General features: G+C 67.7%; 9 protein-coding genes. 8 read left to right on the forward strand and 1 reads right to left on the reverse strand.

The window, feature by feature from the left end:
* Nucleotides 1-30 precede the first annotated feature (30 nt).
* The 7 genes from DDV73_RS18515 (at nt 31) to pgsA (ending at nt 9,507) form a co-directional block, all read left to right on the forward strand.
* Nucleotides 31-2,646, forward strand: coding sequence for a DNA translocase FtsK (locus DDV73_RS18515; RefSeq protein ID WP_109508740.1), 2,616 nt, complete (start codon nt 31-33; stop codon nt 2,644-2,646).
* Nucleotides 2,643-4,415: a helix-turn-helix domain-containing protein gene (locus tag DDV73_RS18520; protein ID WP_109508741.1), complete on the forward strand. Its 1,773-nt coding sequence runs from the start codon at nt 2,643-2,645 to the stop codon at nt 4,413-4,415. Before DDV73_RS18515 ends, DDV73_RS18520 begins: the two co-directional genes overlap by 4 nt.
* A 326-nt stretch (nt 4,416-4,741) precedes the next feature.
* Nucleotides 4,742-5,392 (forward strand): OmpA family protein, encoded by a 651-nt coding sequence (locus tag DDV73_RS29515; RefSeq protein WP_154402809.1) that lies wholly within the window; start codon nt 4,742-4,744, stop codon nt 5,390-5,392.
* Nucleotides 5,393-5,402: 10 nt separating this feature from the next.
* Entirely contained in the window at nt 5,403-5,552 is a 150-nt protein-coding gene (locus tag DDV73_RS28465; RefSeq protein WP_170126039.1) for a hypothetical protein, read from the forward strand.
* A complete protein-coding gene (locus DDV73_RS29755; RefSeq protein WP_109508743.1) occupies nt 5,552-7,339 on the forward strand; it encodes a sunset domain-containing protein in 1,788 nt (595 codons plus the stop codon). Before DDV73_RS28465 ends, DDV73_RS29755 begins: the two co-directional genes overlap by 1 nt.
* A 105-nt stretch (nt 7,340-7,444) precedes the next feature.
* A complete protein-coding gene (gene rimO, locus DDV73_RS18535) occupies nt 7,445-8,908 on the forward strand; it encodes a 30S ribosomal protein S12 methylthiotransferase RimO (protein WP_109508744.1) in 1,464 nt (487 codons plus the stop codon).
* The gene (gene pgsA / locus DDV73_RS18540) at nt 8,905-9,507 is read left to right on the forward strand and encodes a CDP-diacylglycerol--glycerol-3-phosphate 3-phosphatidyltransferase (protein ID WP_109508745.1); all 603 of its coding nucleotides are present in this window, start codon (nt 8,905-8,907) and stop codon (nt 9,505-9,507) included. The genes rimO and pgsA overlap by 4 nt, the downstream gene beginning before the upstream one ends.
* A 61-nt stretch (nt 9,508-9,568) precedes the next feature.
* Here the strand turns inward: pgsA and DDV73_RS18545 are convergent, their stop codons facing one another.
* Nucleotides 9,569-15,142: a VWD domain-containing protein gene (locus DDV73_RS18545; protein ID WP_161962457.1), complete on the reverse strand. Its 5,574-nt coding sequence runs from the start codon at nt 15,140-15,142 to the stop codon at nt 9,569-9,571.
* Between the two features lie 148 nt (nt 15,143-15,290).
* On the opposite strand from DDV73_RS18545, the gene DDV73_RS18550 reads away from it, so the two are divergent.
* Nucleotides 15,291-16,454 carry a hypothetical protein gene (locus tag DDV73_RS18550; protein WP_109508747.1) on the forward strand — a complete coding sequence of 388 codons (1,164 nt, stop codon included), beginning with the start codon at nt 15,291-15,293 and terminating at the stop codon, nt 16,452-16,454.
* Nucleotides 16,455-16,490 lie beyond the last annotated feature (36 nt).

The following is a 16,490-nucleotide window of genomic DNA, read 5'->3' on the forward strand; positions in this document are numbered from 1 at the left end:
CTGGTGTGACTTTCCCGTACGTTCGAGACCATGGCGACCCGTACGTCTTCCCCGCCGGGTTCGCGGAGCAAGGCCGTGCCTAAGAAGCAGTCCAAGAGGCAGGGTTCGAGCACCCGATCCCGGAGTACCGGCAGCCAGGCCCGGAAGCAGCAGCCGACGCAGGCGAAGCGGACGCCCACCAAGGCGACCCGCACGCCACCGCGAGCGGTGCGCAACGGACCTGGCCCGATCGCACGCCTGTTCACTGCGCTGGCCCGCGCCATAGCCGCGATCTGGCTCGGCGTCGCCCACGCGCTCGGCGCCACCGCTCGCAGCATCGGCCGGACCGCGCGCGACCTGGAGCCGGAGCACCGTCGCGACGGCTTCGGGCTGCTGCTGGTCGGCTTCGCGCTCGTCGCCGCCGCCGCCGTCTGGTGGCGGCTGCCCGGCGGGATCATGGACGCCACCCGCACGGTCGTCGAGGGCTCGGTCGGCAAGATCGGCTGGCTGGTGCCGGTGCTGCTGGTCTTCGGCGCCTGGCGGAACATGCGCGACCCCGAGCACAACGGCCCGGTCGGCCGTCAGGTGATCGGCTGGGCGGCGCTCGGCTTCGGCGTGCTCGGCATCGTGCACATCGCCAACGGCAGCCCGACCCCGGACAACGGCAACGCGGACCCGCTGCGCGACGGCGGCGGGGCGATCGGCTTCGTGGTGTCCAGCCTGCTGCTGGACCTTCTGCGGACGCCGTACGTCGTGGTGCCGCTGCTCATCCTGCTCGCGCTGTTCGGCGTACTCGTGATCACCGCGACCCCGGTCTACAAGATCCCCGAGCGCCTCGCGCACGCCCGCGACTGGCTGCTCGGCCGCGACCACTTCGACGAGGACGACGTCGACACGCAGCCGATCCGCGCGCGCGGCCGGCGTTCGGGTCGCGGCGGAGACGACGAGATCGACCCCGAGATGGGGGACCCGGCGTACGACACTCCGGTGCTGTCGGACCGCGAGCTGAAGAAGCGCCGCAAGAGCCTCGAGAAGGCCGAGCGGGACGCGCTGGACGTCGCCATGGAGGAGGACGACACCGCCGACCAGGCGGCCGTCCCGACCGCTGTCGGCCGCACACCCGGAAAGAAGGCCGACCTCGAGCCACCGCCGCACACCCAGCTGCCGCAGCGCGTCGAGCAGCTCGCACTGTCCGGCGACATCGCCTACATCCTGCCGTCCAGCGACGTGCTCAAGCCCGGCTCGGTGCACAAGGCGCGCTCCAAGGCCAGCGACGCCGTGGTGGAGCGGCTGACCCAGGTGCTCGAGGACTTCGACATCGACGCCCAGGTCACCGGCTACACCCGCGGCCCGACCGTCACCCGTTACGAGGTCGAGCTCGGCTCGGCGGTGAAGGTCGAGAAGGTCACCGCGCTCTCGAAGAACATCTCGTACGCCGTCGCGTCGGCCGACGTCCGGATCCTCAGCCCGATCCCCGGCAAGTCCGCGATCGGCATCGAGATCCCGAACTCCGACAAGGAGATCGTCTCCCTCGGCGACGTGCTCCGGTCCAACACCGCACGCAGTGACCACCACCCGATGGTGGTCGGGCTCGGCAAGGACGTCGAGGGCGGCTTCGTGGTCGCCAACCTGGCGAAGATGCCGCACCTGCTGGTCGCCGGCGCCACCGGCTCCGGTAAGTCCAGCTTCATCAACTCGATGATCACCTCGCTGCTGATGCGGTCCACTCCGGACGAGGTGCGGATGATCATGGTCGACCCGAAGCGGGTCGAGCTGAACGCCTACGAAGGCATCCCGCACCTGATCACGCCGATCATCACCAACCCGAAGAAGGCAGCCGAGGCGCTGGCCTGGGTGGTGCGCGAGATGGACATGCGGTACGACGACCTCGCCAACTTCGGCTTCCGGCACGTCGACGACTTCAACAAGGCGGTGCGGGCCGGCAAGGTCCAGGTGCCGCAGGGCAGCGAGCGGGTGCTGGCGCCGTACCCGTATCTGTGCGTGGTCGTCGACGAGCTCGCCGACCTGATGATGGTCGCGCCGCGCGACGTCGAGGACGCGGTCGTCCGGATCACCCAGCTCGCCCGGGCCGCCGGCATCCACCTGATCCTGGCGACCCAGCGGCCGTCGGTCGACGTGGTCACCGGCCTGATCAAGGCCAACGTGCCGTCGCGGCTCGCTTTCGCGACCTCGTCGCTGGCCGACTCGCGGGTCATCCTCGACCAGCCCGGTGCCGAGAAGCTGGTCGGCCAGGGTGACGGTCTCTTCCTGCCGATGGGCGCGAGCAAGCCGGTGCGCGTCCAGGGCTCGTGGGTCACCGAGGCGGAGATCGCCCAGGTGGTGAAGGCGTGCAAGGAGCAGCTCGCGCCGACGTACCGCGAGGACGTCACGGCCCCGGCCGCCGCCAAGCGCGAGCTCGACGACGACATCGGCGACGACATGGACCTGGTGATCCAGGCGATCGAGCTGGTGGTGTCCACGCAGTTCGGCTCCACCTCGATGCTGCAGCGCAAGCTCCGGGTCGGCTTCGCCAAGGCCGGCCGGCTGATGGACATTCTCGAAAGTCGTGGCGTGGTCGGGCCGAGTGAGGGCTCCAAGGCACGCGACGTCCTGGTCAAGCCTGACGAGATCGACGGAGTCATCGCGACCCTCCAGGGGGAGATGTGAGTACCGCAGAGGCCTTTGCCCGGACCAACGAACCCACCGGCCCCGACGAGACCACCGGCGAGCGGCTGACGGTCGCACCCCAGGCGGTGGAGGTACGCCGCAACAGCGGCCTCGCCGCCGCTGTGGGCGCCTGCGCCTCGGCGGTCGCGATCGGCTACCTGGCCCGCGCGGCCCAGACCGGTCACCTCCTGGACTGGCTGCTGGTCCTGGTGATGGGCGCCATCGGCGGGCTCCACCTGCGGGCCTTTGTCGATGCCCGCACCCCACTGCTGGTGGCCGACCCGCACGGCGTGCGGATCCGGCTCGGGCGGACCTGGCGCGGACTGCCGTGGGGCGCCCTCGCCGCGGTGGAGCACAACCCGCGCCGCGGGCTGCTGCGCGACGGCCGGCTGACCCTGGTGCCCCACAACCCGCAGCGCGTCCTCGACGAGCTGGACGCCAACGGGCGCTGGCAGACCCAGATGAGCGAGAAGCTGTACGGCGCCCCGTTCGCCGTACCGCTGGGCATCGGCACCCGGGTGACCGGCGTCGGGACCGACCTGACCGAGGCGCTTCAGAGCGTCGCGGGGCCCGCGGCAGCGGTCGTGCAGGTGCTGTCTCCCGACACCGACGAGTCACCGACGCGAGCGATGCCCGAGTGGCTGGCCAAGCCGCGTGACCCGCGGCCCGCGCTCGCACACGCGATCGGTGCCGTCGCCGACCGCCTGCAGCGGGAGCGGACCGACGACCTCGATGAGACTTACGTCGATGAGCCGGAGGCGCCTGAGGCCGAGGTCGAGGCCGCGGCCGAGGTTGAGTCTGCCGAGCCCGCGATCGTCGCGAGCGCTACGCCGGCGCCGCTGCGCGAGCCGACGGCGGGGCAGCGGGCCGAGGTACACCGGTCGATCGACGAGCGGCCCAACACCGAGCCCGAGCCGCAGCCGAGCGGCAAGGAGCTGCGCCGGCCGGGCAGCGTGAACCTGGTCGAGGAGACCGTCGCGTGGGGCGACCGGGTGCGCCCGATCGCCCAGGCGCAGGCGCCGGTTGAGCCGCTGGTGATCGAGGACTTCGCCGTCGAGCCCGCCGACAACCCGGTGATCGGTCCGGAGCTGGCCGCGGCCCGCACCCGGATCGGGCTCACCGTCGACCAGCTCGCCGAGCGCACCCGGATCCGCCCGCACGTGATCGAGTCGATCGAGGTCGACGACTTCGCCCCGTGCGGCGGCGACTTCTACGCACGTGGCCATCTCCGGACGCTGGCCCGGGTGCTCGGTGCCGACATCGGCCCGCTGCTCGCGGCGTACGACGAGCGGTACGCCGACGCACCGATCAACCCGCGCCGGGTGTTCGAGGCCGAGCTGGCGACCGGCGCCAACGGCACCATCCGCGGTACCCGTGGTGGCCCCAACTGGTCGCTGGTGGTGGCGGCGGTGATGACGCTGGTCCTCGCCTGGTCGATCGCCCGGCTACTGCTCGACGAGCCGGAGACGATGCGCCAGGAGTCCCCGTCGATCGGCAGCCAGCCGCCCGCCGCTCCGGCGCCGGCCGGTCCCATGAAGGTGGAGCTCACCGCAGCCGACGGTCCGGCGCATGTCGTCGTACGCAACGGCAACGGGCGCGTGGTTGCGGCTCGCGATCTCGCCGAGGGCGGCGTGGTCCGGCTGCAGGCAGGGGCGCCGGTGACCGTCGAGGTGACCTCGGGAGCGGTCCAGGCGACCGTCGCCGGCCGCGACGAGGGCCTCATCGGCGGTGCAGGACGGGCGGCAAAAGCCACCTTCCGGGCGGGATAGGGAGACAGACCGGATAAATCGGCCTAGTGGCGTGTCGACGCGCCACGCGGATCGTTGGGCCGATGCCGGGGCCTAAGGGAGGCATCCCTTAGGTTCCATTCCGACTATTGTGTCCCTTCAACTCGGGAGTCTTGATGGCTGACCGTGACGATGCGACGAGCTCGTCGTCCTACACACAAACTGATCGCGATACAGATACGCGATTCGCTCACAAGAACCTGGGCTGGCCGTGGCTGCTGGCCCTTTTGCTTGTCCCGCTACTACTGGCTGCGATGCTAGCCGGGCTACGTGGCGGTGACATCGAGTCGGACCTCAAGGACCGCTCCTTGTCCGACCTGAAGGCCGAGGGCATCGACGCCGACGGCATCGATCTGGAGTTCGACGGTCGCGACGCCACGCTGAAGGCGGCGTCCGGCGCAGGCCTGAGCAAGGCCGACCTCGACAAGGCGAAGGACGTCGTCGCGGATGTGGAGGGCGTTCGAGTCGCCGACGTCGACACCGCCGGCCTGGCCGACTCCGGTACCGGCGCAGAGCCGGGCGACGACCCAGCGGGCGAGCCCACCGACGAGCCGACGGCGGAGCCGACCGAGGAGCCCACCGAGGAGCCCACGGCAGAGCCGACCGAGGAGCCGGCCGCCTGCGATGTCGCCACTGTCCAGGGCGAGCTCACCCGGATCCTCGGCGCGGACTTCATCAAGTTCGGCAGGGGCAAGGGCGACCTGGCCGGGTCCGGTGCGACCAAGGTCGCGGAGATCGCTCCGCTGCTCGCGCCGTGCACCGACGCCGCGGTCACCGTGACCGGCTACGCCGACCTGTACGGCAAGGACGGACAGTTGCCGATGCTGCGCGCACTGGCCGTCAAGAACGCACTGGTCGAGGCCGGCGTCAGCGGCGACATCATCACCGCGGCCGGTGGCGGCGAGGGTGAGTTCGCAAACCGCAACCAGAACCGCTACGCGGTCATCGAGATCGGCTGAGGAGACAGAGATGACTTGGTTGTTCGGAGAGCTTTGGTTCTTGATCCTCTTGGCATTCCTGGTGGGCTCGGTCCTCGCGTGGCTGGTGGCGAAGATCGCCCTGCCGCACGTCGAGGACGTCGAGCGTGAGACCGGCCAGCGGGCGGAAGGTGTCCTCTGATGATGTGGCTGATCAAGGAGAACTGGATCTGGCTGCTGCTGGCAGCGATCCTCGGGGCGGTCATCACCTGGCTGCTCATCATTCGCAAGGTTGCCGTGAGCAGCGTCAGCGAGCGGACGATGACGGCGGCCGCCGGTGGTGCGGCAGTGGGCGCGGCCGGTGCGGCCGGCGCCGGGCTGGCGCTCGACAAGCCCGACGCCGATGCCGACCTGGACGCCGACGTGGACGTGCCCAGCGCGGACGCGGACGTCGATCTGGACAAGCCGAGCTTCGGCCTGGACAAGCCCGAGGCCGAGGCGCCGAGCGTGGACGCCGACCTTGACACCCCGAGCTACGACGCGGACTTCGAGGACACTCGGATCCGCCCGGCCGTCGACCTGTCAGGTGACGCGCCCTCGGGTGACCTGCCGTCGGGCGATCTGCCCGAGGCGAGCGGTGGCCTGGACGTCGGTGACGGCGCACTCGCCGGCGGTGCTGGTCTGGCCGGTGCCGGTCTGGCCGGCGCCGCATACAGCGGTGGCGACGAAGACCTGGACGCCGGGGTCGGCGAGACCACCCGGATCCGTCCGGGTGGTAGCCACCGGGCCGACATCGGCGACCTGTCCGCGTCGTCCGACGCTGACCTGTCGGCCTCTGACGCCGACCTGGCAGCTCCCGAGGCTGACCCCCTATCGGCCCCGGCGGCCGACCTGTCGGCGCCTGAGGCGGATCTGTCCACGCCCGAGGCCGACCTTGCAGCGCCGGAGGCCGACGTCGCAGTTCCCGATGCGGGCACCGACGCCGACGCAGGCGCGGACGCCGGGGACCTCGGTGCGGCAGCCGGCCTGGCCGGCGTCGCCGGTGCGGGCGGGTTCGTAGCCGGGAAGTACGCCGGCTCGGCCGCGCCGTCGGCGGACGGGTCGGCACCCGCCGGTTACACCGTCAAGGGCAACGAAGACTCGATGATCTACCACTCCACCGAGTCGCCGTACTACAGCCGGACCAAGGCCGAGGTGTGGTTCGACTCCGACGCGAGCGCCGAGGCCGCCGGGTTCCGGCGCTGGAACGCGCCCGACTTCCTGGGTGGTGGCGCGGCCGGCCTGGCCGCGGTACCCGCGGCGGGTGCGTACGGCGAGGGTTCGGCCGACCCGCTCGAGGGTGGGGACTCGCCGCACGAGTCGTTCACGATCAAGGGCAACGCGGACTCGATGAAGTACCACACCACCGAGTCGCCGTACTACGGGCGGACGGTTGCGGAGACGTGGTTCAACAGCGAGGACGCCGCCCGGGGTGCCGGCTTCGTCCGTTGGGACGACCGCTCCGCGGATGAGGCTCCAGCTGCCTTCGCGGCGCTGCCTGCTGCGGGCGCGTACGGCGTCGGTTCGGCGGACCCGCTTGAGGGTGGGGACTCGCCGCACGAGTCGTTCACGATCAAGGGCAACGCGGACTCGATGAAGTACCACACCACCGAGTCGCCGTACTACGGGCGGACGGTCGCGGAGACGTGGTTCAACAGCGAGGACGCCGCCCGGGGTGCCGGCTTCGTCCGTTGGGACGACCGGTCCGGTGCGGCGGCCGAGCCCGCCACGCTGGTGAGCGTGCCCGAGGGCCAGTTCGGCCCGGGCTCGGCGGACCCGCTCGAGGGCGGGGCGTCGCCCGACGGATCGTTCACGATCAAGGGCAATGCGGACTCGATGCTGTACCACACCGAGGAGTCGCCTTACTACGGGCGGACGATCGCGGAGACGTGGTTCAACAGCGAGGACGCCGCCCGCGGGGCCGGCTTCGCCCGTTGGGACGAGCGCTGACCACAGGCAGACCCAAGACCGCTGAGTCGGCGCCGGTTCGCGAAACCGGCGCCGACTCCGCGGTTAACGGCCCGGTGCGGTAAGGCGGCATACTCGGGGGCGATTATGACGACGACTGATGCTGGCCACGCCGCCGACGAGCTGCTCTCGGTGGCCATGGTGACTCTCGGGTGCGCCCGCAACGAGGTCGACTCCGAGGAACTCGCGGGGCGGCTCGAGGCCGACGGCTTCCGCCTCGTCGCCGACCCCGAGGACGCCGACACGGTGGTCGTCAACACCTGTGGCTTCGTGGAGTCCGCCAAGAAGGACTCGGTCGACACCCTCCTGCACGCCGCCGACCTCAAGGACGGCGGTCACGCCAAGGCGGTGGTGGCCGTTGGCTGCCTCGCCGAGCGGTACGGCAAGGACCTCGCCGCCGAGCTGCCCGAGGCCGATGCGGTGCTCGGCTTCGACGACTACCCCGACATCGCCGCGCGGCTGCGCGCGATCGTGGCGGGGGAGACCCACCACCCGCACACCCCGCAGGACCGCCGCAAGCTGCTGCCGATCTCCCCGGTCGAGCGGGATGCGAGCGGGATCAGCGTGCCCGGCCACCTGGAGATCGCCACGGTCGATGAGATCGGCGACCACGCACCCGAGTCCGGCCCCCGCGCCGTACGCCGCCGGCTTGACGGCGGCCCGATGGCGCCGCTCAAGCTGGCCAGCGGCTGCGACCGCCGGTGCTCGTTCTGCGCGATCCCGAGCTTCCGCGGCTCGTTCGTCTCGCGCCGGCCCAGCGACGTACTCCACGAAGGCCAGTGGCTCGCCACCCAGGGCGTCAAGGAGCTGTTCCTGGTCAGCGAGAACTCCACGTCCTACGGCAAGGACCTTGGCGACCTCCGGCTGCTGGAGACGCTGCTGCCCGAGCTGTCCGCGATCGACGGCATCGAGCGGGTGCGGGTGTCGTACCTCCAGCCCGCCGAGACCCGGCCCGGGCTGATCGAGGCGATCGCGCAGATGCCCGGCGTCGCGGCGTACTACGACCTCTCCTTCCAGCACGCGAGCGCGACCGTGCTGCGCCGGATGCGCCGCTTCGGCGACCCGGACAGCTTCCTCGACCTGCTCGAGCGGATCCGCGGGCTCGCCCCCACGGCCGGCGTCCGCTCCAACGTGATCGTCGGCTTCCCGGGCGAGACCGAGGACGACCTGCAGACCCTGTGCGACTTCCTCGAGGCCGCGCGGATGGACGTCACCGGCGTGTTCGGCTACTCCGACGAGGACGGCACCGAGGCCGCGTCGTACGACGGCAAGCTGGACGCCGACGAGATCGAGGACCGCACCGCCCACGTCACCGCACTGGTCGAGGAGCTCAACGCCCAGCGCGCCGAGGAGCGGATCGGCGAGCAGGTCGTGGTTCTCGTCGAGAGCGTCGACGGCGACGCAGCCGAGGGTCGCGCAGCCCACCAGGGCCCCGAGGTCGACGGTACGACGACGCTCGAGACCGCCGCCGGCGTCGCAGTCGGGGACCTGGTCACTGCCACTGTCATCGCCACCGACGGCGTCGACCTGATCGCGAGGCCCGTGCTGTGACCGAGACCCAGACCGTCTCCAACTGGAACATCCCCAACGTGCTCACGAGCCTGCGGATCGTGATGGTGCCGTTCTTCGGCTACGCGCTGCTGCAGGACGGCGGCGACTCGATCACCTGGCGCTGCGTAGCGTTCGCGCTGTTCACGCTCGGCATGATCACCGACAAGATCGACGGCGACATCGCCCGGGCCCGCAACCTGGTCACCAACTTCGGCAAGATCGCCGACCCGATCGCCGACAAGGCGATCACCGGGATGGCCTTCATCGGGCTGTCCATCGTCGGCGACATCTGGTGGTGGGTGACCATCATCGTGCTGCTCCGCGAGTGGAGCGTCACCCTGCTGCGGCTGTCGATCCTCAAGAACGTCGTGATCGCGGCCGCCCAGAGCGGCAAGATCAAGACGGTGCTGCAGGCGATCGCCCTGTCCACGCTCTGCCTGCCGCTGCGTCAGGTCGACGGCTGGCTCGACGTACCCGGCGACGTGATCTTCTACGCCGCCCAGGTGCTGCTCGCCGGCGCGGTCGCGATGACGATATGGTCCGGCTACGAGTTCTTCCGCGACGTCTGGAAGCAGCGTTCCGCCGTCCGCACCTCCTAGCGACAGCGCGGACGTTGGTGTCGAGTCCGTCCGTCTGTTCTCTCAGATAGAGGGGACGTCGTCACTCAAGTTCCCTGCCGCAGCACTCCCAAGCGAGCGTGAACCCATACGGTCCCGGGGTCTGTGTCGGAAACACAATCCGGAAGTCAGAACAGTTCGGGAGCTGCTGCGAGAGACACGACGAGTCTTCGGCGGCATAGATTCGGGCGGAGCCTTGGCCACTGTCGACCACCTCTTGGTTCCACTCCTGGACTAGTTGCCATCGCTTGTTACCTGTGAGACTGAACCAGAGGTATTCGTTTCGGTCGCCGCCGAGGCTGAAGTTGTAGATATCGCTGGCGGCAGCGTTCTCCAGGTTCCCGGCTCCGGGCTCCGGGCTCCCATCGGCAACCGAGGCGGGCAGTTGTTCTAGCTCAAACTCCTGCGGGACCTCCGCCAGCTTGAACGAGTACGTTCTGCTGTTGCTGTTCGCGGGGTCGACGAAAAAGTCGAGCACGTAGTCGCCAGCCGGCAGGGTCATATGACCCGCGTGCCCGACTCCTTCACGCAGAGTCTCGTCCCAGGTCATGAACGGATCGACCGATCCCGCGTCCCGAAGCGCCCAGAGCGCTCCGCCCGCCAGGATGTTGAGTCTCAGGGGTGTGCTCGGATCAGTCACGGTGAACTCGTACTGATCAACTGATCCGGGCGTCTCGAGGTTTCCCGAACCGGTCCATGGGGTCCCGTTCGAAACCTCCGTCCCCAACTGATAGTTGAAGACATCCGGAGGAGGCGGTGGCACCTTGAGGCGGAACGAGTACGCGCCCGGCGGATGCCAGTGCGGGTAGGCATAGAAGTCCAGCTGGTAGTCCCCGGCGGGAAGCGTTCTCGCCGATCCGTCCTGATTGAAGTACTCATCACGGCCCGTAGTGAGGTTGGTCAGCCTATGGATGGGCTGTCCAGCAAGTACCTCGTACTGGACGGCGAGGCCCCCCGCCGGGATGGTGAACCGGTATCTGTCTGTCGAGGCGAATTCTTCGATGTATCCGGCGCCCGGCGCAGGCACCGCGTCGGAGACAGTCGACCCGATCTCATAGTCGAAAACTTCAAGGGCAGGCGCCTCGTAGATCGAGTACGTGTATGACCATGGGTACCCCTGAGCGAAGATCTCCGCACGATAGCGGCCTGCGGGTAGGTCGAACTTCGAGTACGGCGTCGTACTTGCTATGAGTGCCCCCGTCGTGTCGTTGTACAAGCGGTACGACATGAAGGAGGAGCCATCTCCCAGCTGGACTCGAGCGCCGCCCTCTGGCACCGAGAATCGATACACGTCTGTGGACGCGCCAGTTTCCAGCTTGCCTGCGCCTGGGCCTGGCACGCCATCTGAGATTGCCTGCCCGAGTTCGACATCGAACTCCTGCGGCGGCGGGACCTCGTAGATCTTCATCGTGTAGGTCGTCGTGGACGGGGTCGTGAAGTTCGCGACCGTGATCGTGTAATTGCCTGCGGGTAGGGTGTGCTGGCCGAGGGTAAAGCCGGTGCCGACGGTTGCGCCATTTGCGACGTTGGTGATCGTGTAGGTCCTCATATGGCTGGCGGGCGGATCATGCGGGATCTCTACCTGAACCTTCATGCCGCCTGCGGGAATGGCGAACCGGTACACGTCCTTCGAGGCGCCGGTTTCCAGCCGTCCAGCACCAGGACCCGGAACGCCATCCGTGACTGTGCTGCCCAACGTGTAGTCAAACTGCTGGTCCGGAGGCGTCTGATAGAGGGTGAATGAGTACTTGCCAGGCTCCTGCTCTGGAAAGATCAGCTTGTAGTTGCCCGCCGGCAGGTCATGCTGATGCCGGTAGTTCCCGGACCCGACTGTCGTGCCGGTTCCATCCACGATTCGGTACATCATGTAACCGGAGATCGCCTCGTACTGAAGACTCGTTCCCCCATCCGGCACCGTGAACGTGTAGACGTCGCTGGACGCATGCGTCTCAAGGTTGCCAGCGCCCGCGGCGGGGACACCGTCGGAAACCGTCGTCCCGAGTGTGTACTGGAAGACCTGTGCCTCCGGCGTCTCCTGAAGGACGAACGAGTACGTTTTCGGTCCGCCGCTCGGGTACTCAAGCACGTATGCGCCGGGTGGGAGCACGATCCGATCACCGCCATCGCGGGCGTGCAGCACCACTTCGCCCGAGCTGGCGTTCCGGATCTCCCAGGTGAGGGGCCGTTCGAGCTCATCGAGTCGGAGGGGCCGCATGGCAGCGGTCACGTTGAACCGGTAGTGGTCAGACGAGCCGGCGGTTTCCAGGTTTCCGGCGCCTTGCCAAGGTTGCCCATCCGAGACAACGGTTCCCAGCGGATAGTCGAAGACTTGGGGGGCTGGTACCGGATACAGATTGAACGAGTACGGGCCAGGTAGATCGCGGGTGATCTCAAGCCGATACTGGCCCGCCGCAAGTGTGATCCTTCGATTCGACGCAGACCTGACGACGACCTGGCCGTCGGATCGGTTGGTTACGGTCCAGCCCGGATCAGAGGTGAGCTGCTCGTACTGCAGTTGGAGCCCGCCTGCGGGAACAGTGAAGTCGTACCTGTCGCTCGACGCGTACGTCTCAAGGTTGCCGGCGCCGGGCCAGGGGCTGCCATCGGCGACCACAGTGCCGAGTTCATAGGCGAACACCTGTGGGTCCGGCACGCCCGAGATACGGAAGGAATAGGGACCGGCGAAGTCACCGGTGACCTTGAGTTGGTACTCGCCGGCCGCTAGGTCGAACGCCTCGTTGCGGTTCCCGGTCGCGACTACCGCACCACTAGCCACCCGCGTCAGCGCGAACTCGGCGTGACCCGCAAGTTCCTCGTACTGCATCGAGCGGCTGCTCGGGACGGTGAAGCGGTACTGGTCGACGGACGCTATGGTCTCCAGATTTCCGGCGCCAGCTGACGGCACGCCATCCGAAACCACCGACCCAACGGTGTAGTCGAAGATCTGAGGAGCCGGCACCTGCGCCAGCGAGAGCTTGTACGTTCCGATGGCTGTGGCAGTCGCTTCGAGGCGGTAGGGGCCTGGGTCGAGTTCGGGGGTTGTGAAGTCTCGGCAGATTGACTTTGTGCGCGCCCCAGACGCGACATTCACCACCGCGAGCGTTAGGCCAGCCGTGCACTGCGTCATGTCCACCACGAGAGACGATCTCGTGGTCAGGTTGAAGACGTAATCGTCCTGACCACCCGGCTCCTCTATCGCGCCGGCACCGCTCCCGCCCGGAGCCTGGGTCGACGGCACGGTCAACGGGAGTGCGACGTCGAAGCGATCGGGCTCGGGCACGACCAGAGAGAGCCGAACATTGTCGACTCCGAGAGATGTATTCAGTACACCGCGGAAGTTCTTCGGAACGAACCTCAGGTCAAGCGACGAGGTCGAGTGTGGAATGTTCACATCGAGCGCAAACTTACTGAACGGCGTCCCATTGGTCGTCGTGTTCACCGCTGTTCGTTCCACGGTGCCGGTCAGGCCGCCTGAGAGCGTCGGCCCTGCGGCCGCGTCGAAGTTGACGCGTCCGAGCACGGTGTCACCCGACCGGAGCTCTAGGGCCTGCGCGATCGAGTCGTCCCCGATGTTGCCGAACGCGTAGAGGTCGGTGACCAGTCTCAGTGACTGGTGACGTCGGATCTCACGCGCAGTCACCTGATAGCCGGGCGAGTCGAAGAGGGGCCCAGCGATACGGGAGGTATTCGCGTCTCGCAAGTAGCGTGGCGCGGCGAAGTTGGACCCGACAGTGCCCTCGAAATCTTCTGCAAGGTTGCCGGCGTCGTCGAATGGCTTGGCGGCCGGGTCGACCAAGACATCGTCCACGACAGCTGCTTGATCCGCATACGCCTCGTCGCCGGTGGCGACCACATCGAATACGCAGTCCTCGAACTGTGGGCCAGGCGCTACGTCCGCGTCCTGGCAAACCTGGGTGGCGGCGGCGATCTCCTCCTCTGAGAAGTCGGCGAGCGTGATGATGTTCTGGGGAAAGGCGAGGTCCGTGTAAGTCGCAGTCGACTCTCCGTTGACGTACGCGAAGACGGATTCCTCGTCGGTGATTCGCCAGGAGTCGGCGAACCGACCGTGCAATTCAGCGGCCGAGGTGGCCGCATTGAGCTGAGTGCCGTCGCGGAGCGCAAGGTCGTCCTGCGGGTCACCGTTGTTGTTTCCGAGCAGGCCTCGGGTCGTTGCGCCCTCGGGCACGCGGAAGCCGACGCCCATCGCGCCGCTCCAGCCATCCACCAGCATGGTCAGCCGCTCGCCGTGGCCGGGCCAGGTCACCGCGAACTTCCGGCCGTTGCGGACGACAGACGCTCCGTCGCCGAGATCGAAGATCTCCCCAGTAACGAGTGGTTGAACCTCGCCATCTATGCGCAGAGTCTCGCCCTTGATTTCCACGAGGACGTCGTTGATTTCGGCCGCAATTGACTTCATGGCGGAGATGTTGTCCCCGCGCGGTCCGAATCTAGCCTGCACATCGATCCCGTCGTCCGGAACCTCAAGCAAGTGGAACTCGCCCACGGACTGCAGGTCGTAAGCCAGGCCGTCCAACGTGGCGATATGCGGATCGCCGAACACATTCCAGTACGCTTGGCTGGCCAGGAGGTTGAACATCAGTGAGCTCAACTGTGCAATGGTCGTAATTGCGGATTCCGCCGTGCGCAGGATTGTGCTAATTGTCTTGAAACACTCAACGGCACCGCACAACTCGGCAACAGCAACAAGCATCGCCGCCACTGAGGCAACCAACTCGTAGTCGTCCTGTGAACTTGGCGAGCCGCTTGGATCTACGACCCAGGGGAAGTCGAATTCCGGATACTGCTTCTTGAACCACTCCCAGAAGTCATCCTCGCCGTTGGCGTTTCGGTCCGCGCCTGGTGGAGGGACATAACAGATGGCGGCCACTGGGAACTGGCATAGCTGCCGATCGTCCTGCTTGGTTCCGTCCGAGCACTTGATCACCTCGATCGACGGATTGGTCACCAGCAGCACTCCGGGTGCTGACGAGGACGTCACATACTGCCGGACTTCACGCGTGCCCTGCGCGTTCGGACAGTCCCGCGCCACGATGCGGAACTCGTCGGTGCCCTTGTCCAGGGGCAGGATGTAGCGACCACGTGGGCGTCCTGCCGAACCTGGCGCCCAGTTGGTTACGTAGTCGGTCACCTGCCGAGCCGCGCCGACGGCATCGTGCAACTTGGCTTCGACCATCCCAAGCTGCTTCGAGGGATCGTGGCGGTCGTAGTACACAACGTCGACCCGCTTGTTGAACCTCGTCCGGACCTCCCACTGCACGTCCGGCGACGCTGGGCCACCGAGGCGGGCGATGAGCCGTGACTGCGCGACCGCCTCCGCCTGGATCGTCTTGAGACCCTTGCACTCGCCGAGCCGATACTCCGCGTTCGGCGTGAGTGCTTTGGCCCAGCAGTCCTTGAGGTAGCCCCGGCTTGACCGGAGTGCCTCCGCAATGCAGCGGACCGCGGAGACCGTGGAGGGGTCCTCGGAGTTCGGCGGGCAGCCTTCGGCAGTGTCCGCCGCGGCGGCGGCAGGCGATGCGGTGGTGGGCGCGGCCGCCGACGGTGAGGCTGGCTGGGTCGTTGCGGAGATGACGGCGAAGCCGAGGATGGCGATCAACAGGATGCGACGTAACGGTTGCATGAATCCCCCGTACTGAGTGCCCGGTCACTGGCTATCGTTGCCGAGGCAACATGCCGGTGACCGTACAACGGATTCGGGGTACGGCGCCGGGAATGCCGCAACATCGGGGAACGGGAGACGAACAATGGCGGGATCCGTGAAGGTCCAGTTGGCGTCGATCAAGAAGGCGTGGCGTGATTCGCCGTCACGGGAGGCGTGGGTCGCCCTGCGCACCAATGACGGCACCTTGGAGTCGTTCTGGGACGCCTTGGACGCCACTAACCACCGGCTGGTCGAGCGGTACGGCGCCGAACTACCGGTCGAGGCAGCCGGGCTGACCGTTGTCCCCGGTGGGTACGCCACCCAAGTGGGTGCCGACGAGCTTCGACCCGAACTCCTCGACGAGTGGGCCATCCTGGTCGTCCCCGAGCTGGAAGTCCGCGGGTTCACCGGAACTCTGGGCGGAGCGAAATATCAGAACCCGCCGGACTGGACCGTACTAGGACCGCCCTGCCTGACGGTGTTCGTCGCCTATGGGATGGACCTGGCAGCCCGGGCGCTGGACCCGGAGTCAGGAAACTGGCACGTGCCGCACGCCGCCACTGACCAGATCGTCCGGTTTGCCGCAGACTGGGCACAGCTCCCGGACGCCCGGGTGTTCCTTACCCAGCAGGTGTTCTCCTTCGAAGCGGCCCCCGACACTGAGGTCGCTACGCCTCTGCTGAACGCAGTGCAGTCGGTGAGTAGCGCCTCCGTGACTTACGTCGACGAGCCACATCGGCACGCGACCCGAGCATGGGTCGGCGCCAACTCCCGAGGGGTCTTCAATGTCGTTGGGGATCCGCCGCCCAACAACTCGGCGGCCGACGGTTGGGTCCGCCGGGTAGACGCGCTTTGCGAGGTCGTGCGAGCGGTGCCCGAGCACGCGGACCTTGCCGTACTCAGGATCGCATACCCGCTGGCTTCCGTTTGGGGCGACCTCGGTCAGTTCCAGCCGCTGCCGGATGGCGAGACCGGGTCCCGGCTTGAGGATCGCGCCGACTTGTTTGCGTCTTACGTCCCTGACGCGCATGGCGTCCAACTCCTCACCGGTCGTCACCTAGAGCGTGCTCGAAATCTCTCGACCTGGCAGATCACGGACCTCGGCCGCGACCGCTACCTCGTGGAGGCCCCAGACCTGGCGCCCTGGTACGCCCAAGAACTGCCCGATCCCGCCGTGCTTGCTCAAGCGCGCGCAGACTTCGGCGACATGATCCTCACAGTGCAGACAATCAAGGAGAATCCGGTCACTTGGACCCCCTCGATCTGAAGCCGTCGTCCACCGGCTCGACATGCGGTCGACGGT

The sequence above is a fragment of the Nocardioides speluncae genome (genome assembly GCF_003121585.1).
Lineage (GTDB): Bacteria > Actinomycetota > Actinomycetes > Propionibacteriales > Nocardioidaceae > Nocardioides > Nocardioides speluncae.

What these genes read in the sequence shown, in the direction of transcription:
- DDV73_RS18515 (WP_109508740.1), top strand. Translation starts at nt 31, where the DNA reads ATGGCGACCCGTACGTCTTCCCCGCCGGGTTCGCGGAGCAAGGCCGTG.
- DDV73_RS28465 (WP_170126039.1), top strand. Translation starts at nt 5,403, where the DNA reads ATGACTTGGTTGTTCGGAGAGCTTTGGTTCTTGATCCTCTTGGCATTC.
- DDV73_RS29755 (WP_109508743.1), top strand. Translation starts at nt 5,552, where the DNA reads ATGATGTGGCTGATCAAGGAGAACTGGATCTGGCTGCTGCTGGCAGCG.
- rimO (WP_109508744.1), top strand. Translation starts at nt 7,445, where the DNA reads ATGACGACGACTGATGCTGGCCACGCCGCCGACGAGCTGCTCTCGGTG.
- DDV73_RS18550 (WP_109508747.1), top strand. Translation starts at nt 15,291, where the DNA reads ATGGCGGGATCCGTGAAGGTCCAGTTGGCGTCGATCAAGAAGGCGTGG.